This is a genomic window from Pseudoduganella aquatica (genome assembly GCF_009857595.1).
GTDB lineage: Bacteria > Pseudomonadota > Gammaproteobacteria > Burkholderiales > Burkholderiaceae_D > Rugamonas > Rugamonas aquatica_A.
The window spans coordinates 126,653-141,430 of the sequence record NZ_WWCU01000008.1 but is presented as its reverse complement, the minus strand read 5'-3'; the positions used below and the strand labels follow the sequence as shown (position 1 = coordinate 141,430).

12 protein-coding genes are annotated in these 14,778 nt (G+C 66.9%); 9 read left to right on the top strand and 3 right to left on the bottom strand.

The window, feature by feature from the left end; translation table 11 throughout:
* Window positions 1-18: 18 nt before the first annotated feature.
* The 3 genes from tssM to GTP77_RS10020 are packed head-to-tail and all read left to right on the top strand — an operon-like array spanning window position 19 to window position 5,538.
* Entirely contained in the window at window positions 19-3,777 is a 3,759-nt protein-coding gene (gene tssM, locus GTP77_RS10030) for a type VI secretion system membrane subunit TssM (protein WP_161072069.1), read from the top strand.
* The gene (gene tagF, locus GTP77_RS10025) at window positions 3,774-4,754 is read left to right on the top strand and encodes a type VI secretion system-associated protein TagF (RefSeq protein WP_161072022.1); all 981 of its coding nucleotides are present in this window, start codon (window positions 3,774-3,776) and stop codon (window positions 4,752-4,754) included. Before tssM ends, tagF begins: the two co-directional genes overlap by 4 nt.
* Window positions 4,755-4,764: 10 nt before the next feature.
* A complete protein-coding gene (locus GTP77_RS10020) occupies window positions 4,765-5,538 on the top strand; it encodes an OmpA family protein (RefSeq protein WP_161072021.1) in 774 nt (257 codons plus the stop codon).
* Window positions 5,539-5,587: 49 nt separating this feature from the next.
* Here GTP77_RS10020 and icmH read toward each other — a convergent pair whose 3' ends face one another.
* Genes icmH through tssJ form a run of 3 tightly spaced genes read right to left on the bottom strand, consistent with a single transcriptional unit; the run spans window position 5,588 to window position 8,305 of the window.
* On the bottom strand, window positions 5,588-6,370 hold the full coding sequence (gene icmH / locus GTP77_RS10015; protein ID WP_161072020.1) for a type IVB secretion system protein IcmH/DotU: 783 nt from the start codon (window positions 6,368-6,370) through the stop codon (window positions 5,588-5,590).
* The gene (gene tssK, locus GTP77_RS10010; RefSeq protein ID WP_161072019.1) at window positions 6,367-7,713 is read right to left on the bottom strand and encodes a type VI secretion system baseplate subunit TssK; all 1,347 of its coding nucleotides are present in this window, start codon (window positions 7,711-7,713) and stop codon (window positions 6,367-6,369) included. The genes icmH and tssK overlap by 4 nt, the downstream gene beginning before the upstream one ends.
* Window positions 7,714-7,732: 19 nt before the next feature.
* Window positions 7,733-8,305, bottom strand: coding sequence for a type VI secretion system lipoprotein TssJ (gene tssJ, locus GTP77_RS10005; RefSeq protein WP_228895663.1), 573 nt, complete (start codon window positions 8,303-8,305; stop codon window positions 7,733-7,735).
* A gap of 179 nt (window positions 8,306-8,484) precedes the next feature.
* Here tssJ and GTP77_RS10000 point away from each other — a divergent pair, with 179 nt between their 5' ends.
* The 6 genes from GTP77_RS10000 (at window position 8,485) to tssH (ending at window position 14,769) form a co-directional block, all read left to right on the top strand.
* Window positions 8,485-9,063, top strand: a complete 579-nt coding sequence (locus GTP77_RS10000) for a hypothetical protein (protein ID WP_161072018.1) — start codon at window positions 8,485-8,487, stop codon at window positions 9,061-9,063.
* Window positions 9,064-9,080: 17 nt separating this feature from the next.
* A complete protein-coding gene (gene tssB / locus GTP77_RS09995) occupies window positions 9,081-9,587 on the top strand; it encodes a type VI secretion system contractile sheath small subunit (RefSeq protein WP_161072017.1) in 507 nt (168 codons plus the stop codon).
* A gap of 1 nt (window position 9,588) precedes the next feature.
* Entirely contained in the window at window positions 9,589-11,085 is a 1,497-nt protein-coding gene (gene tssC, locus GTP77_RS09990; RefSeq protein ID WP_161072016.1) for a type VI secretion system contractile sheath large subunit, read from the top strand.
* Between the two features lie 30 nt (window positions 11,086-11,115).
* The gene (locus GTP77_RS09985) at window positions 11,116-11,607 is read left to right on the top strand and encodes an Hcp family type VI secretion system effector (RefSeq protein WP_056405272.1); all 492 of its coding nucleotides are present in this window, start codon (window positions 11,116-11,118) and stop codon (window positions 11,605-11,607) included.
* Between the two features lie 64 nt (window positions 11,608-11,671).
* Entirely contained in the window at window positions 11,672-12,136 is a 465-nt protein-coding gene (gene tssE, locus GTP77_RS09980; RefSeq protein WP_161072015.1) for a type VI secretion system baseplate subunit TssE, read from the top strand.
* The gene (tssH, locus tag GTP77_RS09975) at window positions 12,133-14,769 is read left to right on the top strand and encodes a type VI secretion system ATPase TssH (protein ID WP_161072014.1); all 2,637 of its coding nucleotides are present in this window, start codon (window positions 12,133-12,135) and stop codon (window positions 14,767-14,769) included. The genes tssE and tssH overlap by 4 nt, the downstream gene beginning before the upstream one ends.
* Window positions 14,770-14,778 lie beyond the last annotated feature (9 nt).

Below are 14,778 nucleotides of genomic sequence, written 5' to 3'. Positions count from 1 at the left end.
CGCCCCGGAGCTATCATGATGCGACGAACCTGGCTGTTTTTGACCGACTCCCGCAACCTCACCATCGCCGGCTTTGTGGCCATGGCGGCGCTGTTTTACCTTGGCGCCGAGCTGCTGGAGCTTGCATTGATATGGGCCGTAGCCGCACTGGCGGCCGCCTTGCTTGCCTGGCTGCTGGCGCGCTGGCTGCGGCGGCGCTACGCCGCGCGCGCCACCGCCGGCCTGGCGGATGCGATGGTCCCCGCCGAAACCGGGCCGGCCGAAGACGTCGCCAGCCGCCACGAAGTGGATGCGATCCGCAGCGGCATGCTGAAGGCCATCGCCACCATCAAGGGCTCCAAGCTGGGACGCATGCCGGGCTCGCGGGTGCTGTACGAGCTGCCCTGGTATATGATCATCGGGAATCCGTCCGCAGGCAAAAGCAGCGCCATAGTCAACTCCGGCTTGCAGTTCCCGTTTGCGGACGCGCGCGTCGTGCACGGCGTGGGCGGCACGCGCAATTGCGACTGGTTCTTCACCACGGACGGCATCGTACTCGACACGGCCGGGCGCTATGCTGTGGAGGACGAGCATCTGGCGGAGTGGCGCGGCTTCCTGGACTTGCTGAAGAAGTACCGCAGGCGCGCACCGGTGAACGGCATTATCGTGGCGGTCAGCATCGCCGAGCTGCGCAGCGATCCGGATGGCGCGCTGAAGCTCGCGCGCAGCCTGCGCAAGCGGGTGCAGGACCTGATCGAGCGGCTGGAAGTCTATGCGCCGGTGTATGTGCTGTTCACCAAGGCGGATCTGATCGCGGGCTTCAGCGACTTTTTCTGCCAGTGCGAACGCAGTGAACGCGAGCGCGTGTGGGGCGCCACCATGCCTTACCGGCGCAAGGCCGGCAGCGAGGAACTGCTGGCCTTCTTCGACCAGGGCTTCGACGAACTGCACGCTGGCCTGGTCGAGATGAGCATGGCGAATATGGCGCAGCCGCGCCGCACGCGCATGGCGCCGGGCGTGTTCACTTTTCCGATGGAGTTCGTCTCCTTGCGCGCGCCGCTGCGGGCCTTCCTGGCCACGCTGTTCGAGGAAAACCCGTTTCAGTACAAGCCGGTGTTCCGGGGCTTCTACTTCACCAGCGCCTTGCAGGAAGGGCAGCCGGTCAGCGCGCAATCGCAGCGCATCGCTGAACGTTTTGAACTGGCGCTCAAGCCGGAGCAGCAGGAGGCCGCACCCATGCCATATGGCTCGGCCGGCGGCTACTTCCTGCTCAAGCTTTTCCGCGACGTGGTGTTTGCGGACAAGGCGCTGGTGTCGCAGTATGCCAGCCGCGCCAGCGCGCGTCTGAGGTACGCTGCCTTCTTCGGTGCGGTGCTGCTGCTGGGCGGTGCGCTGGGCGGATGGACCTGGTCCTATATGGGCAACCGCCAGCTGGCGGCCAATGTGCAGGCGGACCTGGACAAAGTGGTGAAGCTGCAGGACAAGCGGCTGGACCTGCAATCTCGTCTTGAAGCGCTTGAGATCCTGCAGGACCGTATCGAACAGCTTGAAAAATTCGGCCGCGAGCGGCCATGGTTGCTGGGCATGGGGCTGTACCAGGGCGGCCTGCTGGAGCGCAAGCTGCGCGAGGAGTACTACGCGGGCATCAAGGAGGTGATGGTCAAGCCGGTGGCGGCCAGCCTGGAGGCGCTGCTGTTCGAGATGAACGCCAATGCGGACCAGCTGGCCACGCCGGCGGCGGCCACGGCTGCCATCGCGTCGCCCGCCGCTGCGGCCCCGCGCCAATATGCCGAAGCGAATCCGCGCAGCGTTGAAGACGCGTACAACGCCCTCAAGACCTATCTGATGCTGGCCGACACGCCGCACGCCGAAGCGGGCCACCTGAACGACCAGCTTACGCGCTACTGGCGCGGCTGGCTGGAAGCCAATCGCGGCGCCATGCCGCGCGAGCAGATGATACGCAGCGCCGAGCGCCTGCTGACTTACTACCTGGCGCAATCCAGCGACCCGTCCTGGCCGCGCATAGAGCAGAAGCTGGCGCTGGTGGACCAGGCGCGCGAGAATCTGCGGCGGGTGGTGCGCGGCATGCCCGCGCGAGACCGCGTGTATGCGGACATCAAGGCGCGCGCCGGCACGCGCTTTCCTGCGATGACGGTGGTGCGCATCGTCGGCGAGCAGGACCAGGCGCTTATCGCGGGCAGCTACGCGATTCCCGGCGCGTTCACGCGCGAGGCCTGGGAGAAGTACGTCCAGGGCGCATTCCGCGACGCGGCCAGCCGCGAACTGCAAAGCACGGACTGGGTGCTGAAAACCTCCACCAAGGATGACCTGACGCTGGAGGGCAGCCCCGAGCAGATCCAGAAAAACCTGGTGGAGATGTACAAGGCTGATTACGCCAGGGAGTGGCAGAAGTTCGTGCAAGGCGTGGCGGTGGCGGACCTGGGCGGCTTCAACGGCGCGGTGGCGGCCATGAACCGCCTGGGCGATCCGCAGTCTTCGCCCATCATCAAGCTGCTCGGAACCATCAGCGAGCAGACTTCCTGGGACAATCCCACGCAGGCCAACGCGGAAGCGCAGAAGGTCCAGCAGGGCTTCAAGGAGTGGATGATGCAAACCGTGCTGCGCCGCGCGCCGGTACCGGTCAATGTGAATCTGCAGCTGGATCCTGCCCGGATGGAGCGTCCCATGGGCGCGGTGGGGCGCGAGTTTGCGGCGGTGGGCAAACTGGTTGGGTCCAGGGACAAGGACGCCACGCTGCTGCGCGGTTATATGGATACCTTGTCGCGCTTGCGCACGCGGCTCAACACGCTGAAGAACCAGGGCGACCCCGGCCCCGGCGCGCGCCAGTTCATGCAGCAGACGCTGGAGGGGACGGGCTCCGAGCTGGCCGACGCGCTGCGCTTTGTCGATGAGCAGATGCTGACCGGGATGAGCGACACCCAGAAGCGCGCGATACGGCCCATCCTGGTGCGTCCGCTGATGCAGACCTTCGCCGTCATCGTCGCCCCGGCCGAGGCGGAGATCAACAAGACCTGGCTGGCGCAGGTGTACGAACCGTTCCAGCGCACGCTGGCGGCCAAGTACCCGTTCTCGCCGGGTGCGAAAATCGAAGCCAGCAGCGCCGAGATAGGCCAGTTCTTTGGCCCCGACGGCCTGGTGGCGAAGTTTGTCACCACGTCCATGGGGCCGTTGGTGGTGCGGCGCGGCGATGTGCTGGCGCCGCGCACCTGGGCCGACATGGGCATTGCGCTGTCGCCGCAGGCCGTGGCGCGCTTCCCCGGCTGGATCGCGCCGCTGGGCGCCGGCGGCATCGCCGCTCCCTCGGCCGCCGCACAGACCGTGTTCCAGATCCAGCCGCTGCCCGCGCCGGGTACGCTGGAATACACGGTGGAGATAGACGGCCAGCTGCTGCGCTACCGGAACACGCCTGCGCAGTGGACCAGCATGGTCCATCCCAGCCCGCAGGGCGTGCCGGGCGCGCGCATCACGGCGGTGGCGTTCGATGGCCGCAGTGTGGAGCTGTTCAACGAACCGGGGCAGTTCGGGCTGAAGCGCATGATCGACGCGGCCACGCGCAAGCGCAAGGAGGAGGGCGTGCATGAACTGCGCTGGACCAATGGTGCCATCAGCGTGGCGCTCGAACTGAAAATCACCAGCAGCCCGGAGGCCAGCGGCGGCGACGCCGGGCCGCAGGACCAGGGCTTCCGGGGCATGAAGCTGCCGGAGGCGATAGTCGGCGCGGCGCCATCCACCTTGGCTGCGCTGCCGCAGACGGCGCAGCAAGGAGCGCAGCAATGAACCGCGCGCCGCAGATGGTCCGCGTGGGCTACTTCGGGAAAATCCCCGCGCGCAGCGACTTTATCAAGGCCGGGGACAACCATGCGCTGGCCGAGCTGCTGGACGGCTGGCTGGCCGACACCATGACGGAACTGACCACGGAGCCACGCTGGAAGCAGCACTACGACGCCGTGCAGCCGCTGCATTTCGCCTTCGTGGGCACACGCAGCAAGCGCGCCATTGCAGGCCACCTGGTGGCCAGCAGCGACCAGTCGCAGCGGCGTTTTCCCTTCCTGGCCATGAGCGCCCTGGAGGTGGATGAACCGGGCGACTTCCTGCGCCACAGCCCCATCGCCCTGGCCCCGTTCTGGGCCGCGCTGGCGGATGGCGCGGCGGCGGCGGCAATGGCGCTGCATCCGGCGCCGCATTTATACGCCCTGTCCAGCTCCGTGCTGGAGGTCGGGCCGCACGACGCGGGCCATGCCGCCGCGCTGGACGACTTCATCGAGCATACCTCGCTGGGCGGGCTGGAGGCAATGCTGGCCCAGGATGGCGCAAGCTATTCGGCGCGGCGCATGATGCTGGCCGTGGGCCTGCTGCTGCAGCCATTCGGCTGGACAGGCAGCACGCGGCTGGACCGCAGTCTGGCGCTGCCGCTGCCGCGCAATTCCCTGCACCGTCCCGCAGCAGCCGCACTGTGGCTGTCGCTGGCCGAGCCCTTTCTGCGCCAGGCGGACGTGGAACTGGCGCTGCTGGTGTGCGAGCAGGCCGGGCGGCCCATGCTGGTGCTGGGCTTCAGCGGCGCGTCGCCCGCCACGCTGCGCGGCGCGATCGACCCGCAGTTCGCCCAGGCGCAGCAGATCACTTTCGACAGCACCGGCTGGGTGGACGACATGATCGCCAGCGATCGCAAGGTGCTGCGCCTGTCGGCGTGCCTGGAGCAGGAGCGCTTGTCGCTCAAATCGGCCTGCGCGCTGTTTCACGAAACCTTTGCCTGAGGAGCGAACCATGCGTTACCTTGCAGCCGCATTGCTGTGCAGCGCCGCCGTCCATGCTTATGCCCAGTATCCTTTGCCCGCCACGCCCCGGCCCGGGCAGGTTGTTGTGACGGGCACCGTGCCGGATGAGGCCAGCAAGGCCGCCATGCTGCAGCGCTTGCGCGAGCTGTACGGCGCCGAGCGCGTGGTGGACCAGATCGGCATCGGCAACGTGGCGCTGCCGCCAAACTGGAGCGGCTATGTGCAGAAGCTGATCGGCCCCAATCTCAAGCTGATCAGCAAGGGCGAGCTGAAAGTGGAGGGTAATAATGTCACCTTGCGCGGCGAGGTCGCCAACGAGGCGCAGCGGCAGCAGATTGCCAGCGACGCGGCGACCAGCCTGAATCCCAGCTACACCATCAACAACGGCTTGCGCGTGAGCGCGGCCGAGCAGGAGCTGCTGGACGCCACGCTGGCCAGGCGCATTATCGAATTCGAAAGCGGACAGGCGGCGATACGCCCGTCCGGCAAGGACATCCTGGACGAGATGGCCGGCGCGCTGCAAAAGGTGAGGGGGAAGAAGGTGGAGGTGATAGGCCACACCGACAATGTCGGCCTGCGGGACAGCAACGTGGCTCTTAGCCTGGCCCGCGCGGAAGCGGTGCGCGGCTACCTGGCGCAGAAGGGCATCAGCCCGGAGATGATCACAGTGTCCGGCCAGGGACCGGATCGCCCGGTGGCGGACAACTCCGCCAGCGAAGGCCGCGCGCGCAACCGCCGCATTGAATTCCGCATCGCGCAGTAACGGCCTGGGATGCAGGCCAACGCCGGGCCTGCGCCCCGGCGTCAGCGTGTCAGGGCAGCGTGACGGTCAGGTTTGCGGGGCGTGGCGCCAGCTTCACCAGGTTGCCGTAGCCCGCCATGCTTTGCTGCGTGGCCTGGTCCAGCGACGATTTCATGCCGATGTAGACGCCCAGCGCCGCCAGCGCGAACAAGGCGGACAAGGTCCACAGCGGCACATCGCTGCGCAGCTTGTGCGCCACCTGGTCCGGCCGCTCGGCGCGGGGTGCGAAGCCGCGGCTTTTACCCTTGATGTGGGCGATCTCGTCGCCCAGGCGCGCGGTCAGGCAGGCCAGCTTGTCGCTGCTGTCGAGCGCGAACTTGCCCTTGAAGCCCAGCAGCAGGCACAGATGGAAGACCTGCAGCGCCTGCAGGCGCGCGCCGCCCTGGCTGCGCAGCGCCTCCAGCCGGTCGAAGAAGTGCTCGCCCGCCAGCTGGTCGCCGAACACGGTGAGCTGCAAGGGCCGCCGCTCCCAGGGGGCGCGGATGGGGAAGCCGGACGCCAGGATAATTTCGTCCAGCGCGGCGCAGTAGGCGTACTTGGCCGCCTCGATGTCCTCGGCGCTGGCGCGCAGGCGCCGCGCCTCGTTCTCGAAGCCGGACAGGAACTGCGCCACCTTGTCCGCAAATTCATGCTCGCCCGGCGGCGCGGAACCGTTCTTCAGCATGAACAAGACGTAGAAGCCCTCGTGCATGAGGTCCAGCAAGGACTCGATGCGCGGGCCGGCTGTGGCGCCCGGCGCCGCGCGGCCGCCGAACAGGGTAGGCGCGGCGCGGCGTTCGATCTGGGCGCTCATGCCGTCACCGCGATCAGTTCGAGGCGCAGGTCGCGGATGCCGGCCGGCACATAGATCGAGATCGACTGCGCCTTCAGCATCTGCTCATACAGCACGCCTTTGTTCTCCAGCACGAAGTAGCAGGTGTCTGGCCGCACCGGGATGGCGGCCGGCACCTGCGGCGCGTGCGACAGCTTCACGCCGGGCATGGCGGACAGCACGCACTGGTCCACGTCGTCCGGCGCGCCGGCCTTGATGCGCAGCGGCGCCACCTCCACCAGCTCCATGGCGGGCATGGCCGCGCCGATAGCCAGATAGAGCGTGGTCTTCTGGTCGATCTTGCCCGAGTCCAGCTTGCCCTTGTGGTAGCAGGGCTTCTCCTCGCTCAGTGCAATCGAGAAGTAGCGCGCGGAGATGACCGTATCGAGAAGATCGCGCACGATGGCGTCCAGTTGCGCGAAGCAGGCGCCGGGCTGTTCGTGCTGGTAGGCGGGAAGGCTGGTCAACGTGTAGGCTTTGGAATAGGTCATCAGCGCGCCGGCCAGGCCCAGCATGGCTTCGAACAGGCGCTCGGGGTGCAGCGCCGGGTGGCGCAGGTAGTGCATCAGCGTGGCGCTGGCCGTGCTCACGGTATGCAGCAGCCAGAAGGCGGAAACGTCGCCGGAACGGAATTCGATCACGTTGCGGCTGGGTTCCCGCATATGTCCTTGCAGCGCGTTGACCTTGGCCTGCAGCGCGTCCATCAACTGCTCCAGCTGGATCTTCAGGCGCGGCGCGCCGGCCACGGAGAGGCTGGGAGGAATGAAAGCGGGATCGGCCTCGAATCCGCCCGACACGATGCGGCGCAGCCGTATCAGCGGAAAGCACTCGTAGCCGCCGCGCGGTTCCCGGTCGGACACCAGGCGCACGGCCTTGCGCAGATAGCTCAGCTCTGCCGGCGCGGCCTCGGTGTAGATGTCCGCCGTGGTGCGCTCGGCCTGCGCGTAGCGCGCGCCGTGGTGCTGAGTGCCTGCCGGAGCGCAGTTGCTATTGTCCGGCGCCAGCGAGGGCAGGGCGGCATAGTAGGTCACTTCTTGCACATTGGGAGGCAGCGCGCCCAGGTCCACCGCAGGCGGCAGCGGATCGCTGGCGGGTGCATCGCTCAATTCGCCGTCGCGGAACATGGCGGACAGCGCGTGCAGGCGCAGTATGCCGGCCTGCAGTGCCGCCGTGTCCCACTCCACCGCCAGCACGCCCCACAAATAGGGCTGCAGCGCTTGCGCGGTTTGCCGCAAGCGCGCTTCGTGATAGCGGTCCTGCTGCTGGAAATGCTGGGGGCGCAGGAACAGGCCCTCGCCCCAGAGTACTTTTGCTGCTGTGCTCATGGATGCTCCCAAGGTGATGTCAGGGCTGGCAGCGGGTGCCAACCAGGGACTGGCCCTGCACGGTGAGCGCGCACGCGTGCAGGCCTATGGTGATGCCGGATTTTTCCGCTTCGCTGGCGGAGAACGCGGCGCGCCAGTGCTGCGGCGCCGGTTTGCGGAACAGCGCTACAACGCCGATGTGGGCCGCTTCACGGCTCACGCTTTCTATCACGTCATAGCGCTGGCCGGGTATCAGCTGTACTTCCTTCACTTCCACCAAGTCTGCGCCCAGCAGCTCGCGCTCGGTCTGCGCGTTGAGAAAGCCGCTGTAGCTGGCGCGCTCGAAGGCCGCGCTTTGGCGCAGCTTGTAGATGCGCGCCGCCAGCGCCAGCGGCTGGCCGCCGGCGCCCGCGTTCAGATTGCCCCCGGCGTGCAGATGAATGGCGATCTGTCTTGGCGGCTTCTGGAGTTCCGGCAGTTCGGGCGGTTTGCGTATCCCGGCCAGTTCCATGGCGGCGCCCGCGATCGAGCCTGCTGCGCAGCCGGTGAGCGTGAATGCAACGGCAAAAAGAGGCGCCATCGTAAATGGCGCGGGCAAGGCTGCGGCTTTCATCAGGACGTCCTTTCGCGGGAGGCGGTTCAATCATTAAATCCAAGCGCGGCGCACGCGGGTTTGAGGCGGCGCAAGCCGTGGACCGCCTTGCTGCGCGGGCAAGCGCAAGCTTTGCGCAAACGCAATCGCTGTTGCATTTCCAGCCTCAATAATGGCCTCCACCCGTACCGAAGGAGACCATGATGAAACTTGGAACATCCATCCCCGGCCTGGCCTGCGCGCTGCTGCTGTCGGCCTGCGCTACCGATGCGCCGCTGCTGCGGCCTGAAAAATCCAGTGTTGTCACGCTGGACAGCGCGCTGGCCGAAGCGAACCGCTTGGCCGCCGGCGGCCAGCAGGACAAGGCGGTGACCCTGCTGCGCAGCGCGGCCGGGAGCTACCCCGCCGACAAGGCGCCGTGGCTGGCGATGGCGCAGATGAAGTTCGACCGCGCCAGCTACGGCGAGGCCATATTGCATGCGCAGGAAGCCTTGCAGCGCGATCCGTCCGACCAGGTGGGCAACAGCATCATCGCCGTGAGCGGCTTGCGCCTGTCCACCAGGGCGCTGGCGGACCTGAGCCAGCAGAACAATCTGAGCGGCTCGCTGCGCACCGAAGCGCAGGACCTGGCGCGCGTGCTGCGCACCAGCCTGGGCGAGGACGTGCTGGTGCCGCCGCCGGCAGTGGCGCGCAAAGCGCCGCTAGCGCCCGCCAAGCGCATGGCGCCGGTGAAGCCGGGCGCGGCATCCTCCGCCGATCCATTCGGCGCCATTCGTTAACCTGAAGGAGAACCAAGATGGCCAGTGGCGAAAGCGTACAGAAACGGCTGGGCAAGGTGCGCGCTCCGCGCGTGCAAATGAGTTATGACGTCGAGATCGGCGACGCCATGGAGAACAAGGAGCTGCCCTTCGTGGTTGGTGTGGTGGGCGACTTCGGCGGCAATCCGCACGCGGCGCAGAAGCGCTTGAAGGACCGCAAGTTCGTCAACATCGACAGCGACAATTTCGACGAAGTGCTGGCCGGCGTGGCGCCGTCGGCGCGCTTCCAGGTTGCCAACGAGCTGGCCGGTGGCGGCGAGTTCCCGGTTGAACTGCAGTTCCGCACCATGGCCGACTTCCGTCCCGAGTCCGTTGTGCGCCAGGTGGAGCCGCTCAGCCGCCTGCTCGATGCGCGCAGCAAGCTGGCCGACCTGCGCAACAAGCTGGCCGGCAACGACAGGCTGGAAGACATCCTGACCAATGTGCTGCACAACACGGACCAGCTTAACCGCCTGGCGCCGCACGCTGAAAAGAAGGGGGACTGATATGTCGGCACAAATGCAGGCGGCGCAGCCGCAAGCCGCGCACGGAAGCGCCGTGGCCGAGGTTTCCCTGCTCGACGAGATCGTCGAGCAAAGCAAGGTGGCAAAGTCCAGCGTGGAGCACGAGCGCGCCAAGGACATCATCGGCGAGCTGGTGAGCCAGGTGCTGGAAGGCAGCATGCCGGTGTCGCACAACCTGAGCGGCACGCTGGACGCGCGCGTGGCGGAACTGGACAGCCTGATTTCCAGGCAGCTCAGCGCCATCATGCATGCGCCGGAATTCCAGAAGCTGGAGCGCAGCTGGACCGGCTTGCACTACCTGGTGAAGAACTCCGCCACCGGCCAGAACCTGAAGATCCGCATGCTCAACGCCACCAAGCGCGAACTGGTGAAGGACTTCCAGAGCGCGCTGGAGTTCGACCAGAGCACCATGTTCAAGAAGGTCTACGAGGAGGAGTTCGGCACCTTCGGCGGCGCGCCCTACGCCGCGCTGTTGGGCGACTTCGAGATTTCACGCCAGCCCGAGGACATGTACTTCATCGAGCAGATGTCGCACGTGGCGGCGGCGTCGCACGCCCCCTTTATCAGCGCCGGCTCGCCCGAGCTGTTCGGGCTGGAGAGCTATGGCGAGCTGGGCAAGCCGCGCGACCTGGCCAAGGTGTTCGACACGGTGGAATACGCCAAGTGGAAAGCCTTCCGCGAATCCGAAGACGCGCGCTACGTGGGACTGACGCTGCCGCGTTTCCTGGGCCGCCTGCCGTTCAACCCGGTGGACGGCAACAGCGTGGAGGGCTTCAATTTCGTCGAGGAAGTGGATGGCACCGACCACCACAAATACCTGTGGTGCAACGCGGCCTACGCCTTCGGCGCCAAGCTCACCAAGGCCTTCGGCGAGTTTGGCTGGTGCGCCGCCATCCGCGGCGTGGAGGGCGGCGGCCTGGTGGACGACCTGCCCACCCATACCTTCAAGACCGACGAGGGTGAAGTGGCGCTCAAGTGCCCCACCGAAGTGGCGATCACCGACCGCCGCGAGAAGGAACTGAGCGACCTCGGTTTCATCTCGCTGGTGCACTGCAAGAACACCGCCTACGCAGCCTTCTTCGGCGCGCAGTCGGCGCAGAAGGCGCGCAAGTACAGTTCGGAGGCGGCCAACGCCAACGCCGTGCTGTCGTCCCAGCTGCAATACATCTTCGCCGTGTCGCGCATCGCCCACTACATGAAGGCCATGATGCGCGACAAGGTGGGCAGCTTCGCCGCCGCCTCCGGCGTGGAGGACTTCCTCAACCGCTGGCTGATGAAGTACGTGCTGCTGGACGATAACGCCAGCCAGGACCAGAAGGCCCGCTTCCCGCTGCGCGAGGCCTCGGTGCAGGTGCACGAAGTGCCGGGGCGGCCCGGCGTGTACCGCGCGGTGTCCTTCCTGCGGCCGCATTTCCAGCTCGACGAGCTGTCCGTTTCCCTCCGACTGGTCGCGGAGTTGCCTCAACCGACCAAATGCTAAGCACCATCAACCACAACCTAGGAGCATGCAATGGCAATCGACGTCTATCTGTACATTGATGGCATCAAGGGCGAATCGGCGGATGACCGCCACAAGGACTGGATCGAGTGCAAATCGGTCAACTTCGGCGTGGAGCAGCCCAAGTCCGCCACCGCCTCCACCGGCGGCGGCCACACGGCGGAACGCTGCGAACACCGCGACATCGTGATCTCCAAGCTGGCCGACCTGGCCTCGCCCATCCTGCTGCAAACCTGCGCGGCCGGACGCACCATCCCCAAGGCCAAGTTCGAGTTCATGCGCGCGGACGCGCAGGGCGAGCGCGTGAAGTACTTCGAGATCGAAATCGAAAACGTGCTGATCGGCGCGGTGGCGCCGGCGGTGGAGGAGGGCGACATCCTGACCGAAGAAGTCGGCTTCAAGTTCTCCAAGGTGCGCTGGAAATACACGCAGCAGAAGATCAGCGGCGGCGCCGGCGGCAACACCTCCGGCGGATGGGACCTGTCCGCCAACCGCATCGCCTGACCGGCTGGTGCGCCGCATGCCGCAGTGCCAGCCACTGCGGTATTTTTTTTTGAAAGGAGCAGCCATGAGCGGTTTCGCCCCCGGCCTGATGGACCGCCTGCTGGGCGCGCGCGGCAACGCGGCCGCCGGTTTCACGGCCGCGCAGCTGAAGGACGCAGTCGCGCGCGACCTGGAAGACCTGCTGAACACCCGCGCCGCACTGCCCGAAGCGCTGCTGGCCGACTACCCGGAATGCGCCGCCTCCATCCTCAATTACGGCCTGGTCGACTTCGCGGGCATGTGCCTGAGCAGCAGCGACGACCGGAGCCGCATCTGTGCCAGCCTGAAGGCGGCCATCGAACGCCACGAGCCGCGCCTGCGGCAGGTGCAGGCCCGCATCGAACAGCAGCCCGGCAGCATCAACCGCGTCAACTTCGTCATCAGCGGCGTGCTGGCGGTCTTTCCCGTGTTTGAACCCGTCAATTTCGACGCCGTGCTGCAGCCGTCCACGCTGCACTACGCCATCCACCACAGCGGAGCACAGGCATGAGCATCAATCTGAAAACCCTGATCGCAAAACTGAACGACACCACCCGCCTGGCCGCCACCCGCGCCGCCAGCATCTGCGTTGGCCTGGGCCAGTACGAGGTCGACGTCGAGCATCTGTTCCTGGCCTTGCTGGAGCAGGAACAGAGCGACTTCGTGCTGATCGCGCGCAAATGCGGCATCAGCCTGGAGGCGCTGGACGCCGACCTACGCAAGGAGATTGCACGCTTCAAGAGCGGCAGCGCGCGCACGCCGGTATTCTCCGCGCATTTGCCCGTGCTGCTGGAGCATGCGTGGCTGATCTCCTCGCTGTCGCTGCCGCAGCCGGACCTGATACGCAGCGGCCATCTGCTGCTGGCCCTCCTGACCGAGCCTGGCCTGGCCCAGCTGGCCGCGCGCGGATCGAGGCTGTTCGCGCGCTTCCCGGTCGATGAGCTCAAGCACAATATGGAAAAGTACACGCGCGGCTCGCAGGAGGAACGCAGCGCCGCGCCGGAAACAGACAAGGAAGCCGCGCTGCTGGCCGCCGATCCGCTCCGGCAGCTGGACGCGAAGACCCCAGCGCTGGACCAGTACACCACCAGCCTCACGCAGCAGGCGCGCGACGGCAAGCTCGATCCGGTGATAGGCCGCGATGCCGAGATCCGCCAGGCGATGGACATCCTGATGCGGCGGCGCCAGAACAATCCGATCCTGACCGGCGAGGCCGGCGTGGGCAAGACCGCCGTGGTGGAAGGCCTGGCGCAGCGTATCGTGGCGGGCGACGTGCCGGAAGTCCTGCGGGGCGTGGAGATACGCGCGCTGGACATGGGCCTGCTGCAGGCCGGCGCCAGCGTGAAGGGCGAGTTCGAAAACCGCCTCAAGGCCGTGATCGACGAAGTGCGCAAGAGCGCGCACGCCATCGTGCTGTTCATCGACGAGGCCCACACCATGATAGGCGCTGGCGGCCAGGCCGGACAGAACGACGCGGCCAACCTGCTCAAGCCGGCGCTGGCGCGCGGCGAGCTGCGCACCATTGCCGCCACCACCTGGAGCGAATACAAGAAGTACTTCGAGAAGGACGCCGCGCTGGCGCGCCGCTTCCAGGTGGTGAAGGTGGAGGAGCCCAGCGAGGAAATCGCCTGCGCCATGCTGCGCGCGATGGCGCCGTTGATGGAGAAGCACTTCGGCATCCGCATCAGCGACGAGGCGGTGGTGGCGGCGGTCAGCCTGTCGCACCGCTACATCAGCGGGCGCCAGTTGCCGGACAAGGCGGTCAGTGTGCTCGATACCGCCTGCGCCCGCGTGGCCCTGGCCCGCAGCGCCGCGCCGCAGCAAGTGGAGCAGGCGCAGAAGCACGTGGAGCGCATCGGCTTTGAAATCGCCGCGCTGGAGCGCGAACAGGGGAGTGGCCCCCAGGACGGACGCACCGCCGCGCGCCTGCGCGAGCTGCGCGTAGCGCGCGAAACGCTGATGCAGGAGCACCAGAAGCACCTGGAACGCTGGGAGCGCGAAAAGGCGCTGCATGCCGCCATGGCGGTGCAGCGCGACAGCTATCCGCCGGTGGGCGGCGGGGTTTCCATGGCGGCGCTGGAGGAGGAACTGGCGGCGCTGCAGGGCAGCGAGCCGATGGCGCCGCAGCGTGTGGACGCGCACACGGTCGCCGCCATCGTGTCCGGCTGGACCGGCATCCCGCTCGGGAAGATGGTGCGCGACGAGATCCGCGCCGTGCAGAAGCTGGAAGCCGCGCTGCAGGCGCGCGTCCTCGGCCAGCCGCACGCCGTGGCCGCCGTGGCGCAGCGGGTGCGCACCGCGCGCGCCGGCCTGGACGACCCCAACAAGCCGCAGGGCGTGTTCCTGTTCACCGGTCCTTCCGGCGTGGGAAAAACCGAGATGGCGCTGGCGCTGGCGGAACTGCTCTACGGCGGCGAGCGCAAACTCATCACCATCAATATGAGCGAATACCAGGAGGCGCACAGCGTCTCGGGCCTGAAAGGCTCGCCGCCCGGCTACGTGGGCTACGGCGAGGGCGGCGTGCTGACCGAGGCGGTGCGGCGCGCGCCCTACAGCGTGGTGCTGCTCGACGAAATAGAAAAGGCCCACCCGGACGTGGCCGAGCTGTTCTTCCAAGTGTTCGACAAGGGCGTGCTGGACGACGCGGAGGGACGCGAGATCGACTTCCGCAACACCATCATTATCGCCACATCCAATGTGGCCTCGTCCGCCATCATGCAGGCCTGCCTGAACAAGCCCGTGTCCGGACGGCCCGCGCCTGCGGAGCTGGAGGAGCTGGCCAGGCCGCAGCTGATGAAGCATTTCAAGCCCGCCTTCCTGGGCCGCATGCAGCTGGTGCCGTTTTATCCGATAGCCGACGAGGTACTGGCGCGCATCATCGCGCTCAAGCTGGACCGCATCGGGCAGCGCATCCGCGCCAGCCACCACGCTGAATTCAGCTATGACAGTGCCGTGGTGGACGCCGTGCTGGCGCGCTGCACCGAAGTCGATTCCGGCGCGCGCAATGTGGACCACATCCTGAACGGCAGCCTGCTGCCGGCGATAGCGGAGGCGGTGCTGGCGCGCATGGCGGATGGCGTGGCGATCGCCAGCATCAAGGCCGGCGCCAGCCGCCAGGGACAGTTCAAATACACCGTTAAATAGAGGAGGCGG

What these genes read in the sequence shown, in the direction of transcription:
- GTP77_RS09985 (WP_056405272.1), top strand. Translation starts at nt 11,116, where the DNA reads ATGGCAATCGACGTCTATCTGTACATTGATGGCATCAAGGGCGAATCG.
- tagF (WP_161072022.1), top strand. Translation starts at nt 3,774, where the DNA reads ATGAACCGCGCGCCGCAGATGGTCCGCGTGGGCTACTTCGGGAAAATC.
- tssC (WP_161072016.1), top strand. Translation starts at nt 9,589, where the DNA reads ATGTCGGCACAAATGCAGGCGGCGCAGCCGCAAGCCGCGCACGGAAGC.
- tssM (WP_161072069.1), top strand. Translation starts at nt 19, where the DNA reads ATGCGACGAACCTGGCTGTTTTTGACCGACTCCCGCAACCTCACCATC.
- tssK (WP_161072019.1), bottom strand. Translation starts at nt 7,713, where the DNA reads ATGAGCACAGCAGCAAAAGTACTCTGGGGCGAGGGCCTGTTCCTGCGC.
- GTP77_RS10020 (WP_161072021.1), top strand. Translation starts at nt 4,765, where the DNA reads ATGCGTTACCTTGCAGCCGCATTGCTGTGCAGCGCCGCCGTCCATGCT.
- GTP77_RS10000 (WP_161072018.1), top strand. Translation starts at nt 8,485, where the DNA reads ATGATGAAACTTGGAACATCCATCCCCGGCCTGGCCTGCGCGCTGCTG.
- tssH (WP_161072014.1), top strand. Translation starts at nt 12,133, where the DNA reads ATGAGCATCAATCTGAAAACCCTGATCGCAAAACTGAACGACACCACC.
- tssB (WP_161072017.1), top strand. Translation starts at nt 9,081, where the DNA reads ATGGCCAGTGGCGAAAGCGTACAGAAACGGCTGGGCAAGGTGCGCGCT.
- tssJ (WP_228895663.1), bottom strand. Translation starts at nt 8,305, where the DNA reads ATGAAAGCCGCAGCCTTGCCCGCGCCATTTACGATGGCGCCTCTTTTT.
- icmH (WP_161072020.1), bottom strand. Translation starts at nt 6,370, where the DNA reads ATGAGCGCCCAGATCGAACGCCGCGCCGCGCCTACCCTGTTCGGCGGC.
- tssE (WP_161072015.1), top strand. Translation starts at nt 11,672, where the DNA reads ATGAGCGGTTTCGCCCCCGGCCTGATGGACCGCCTGCTGGGCGCGCGC.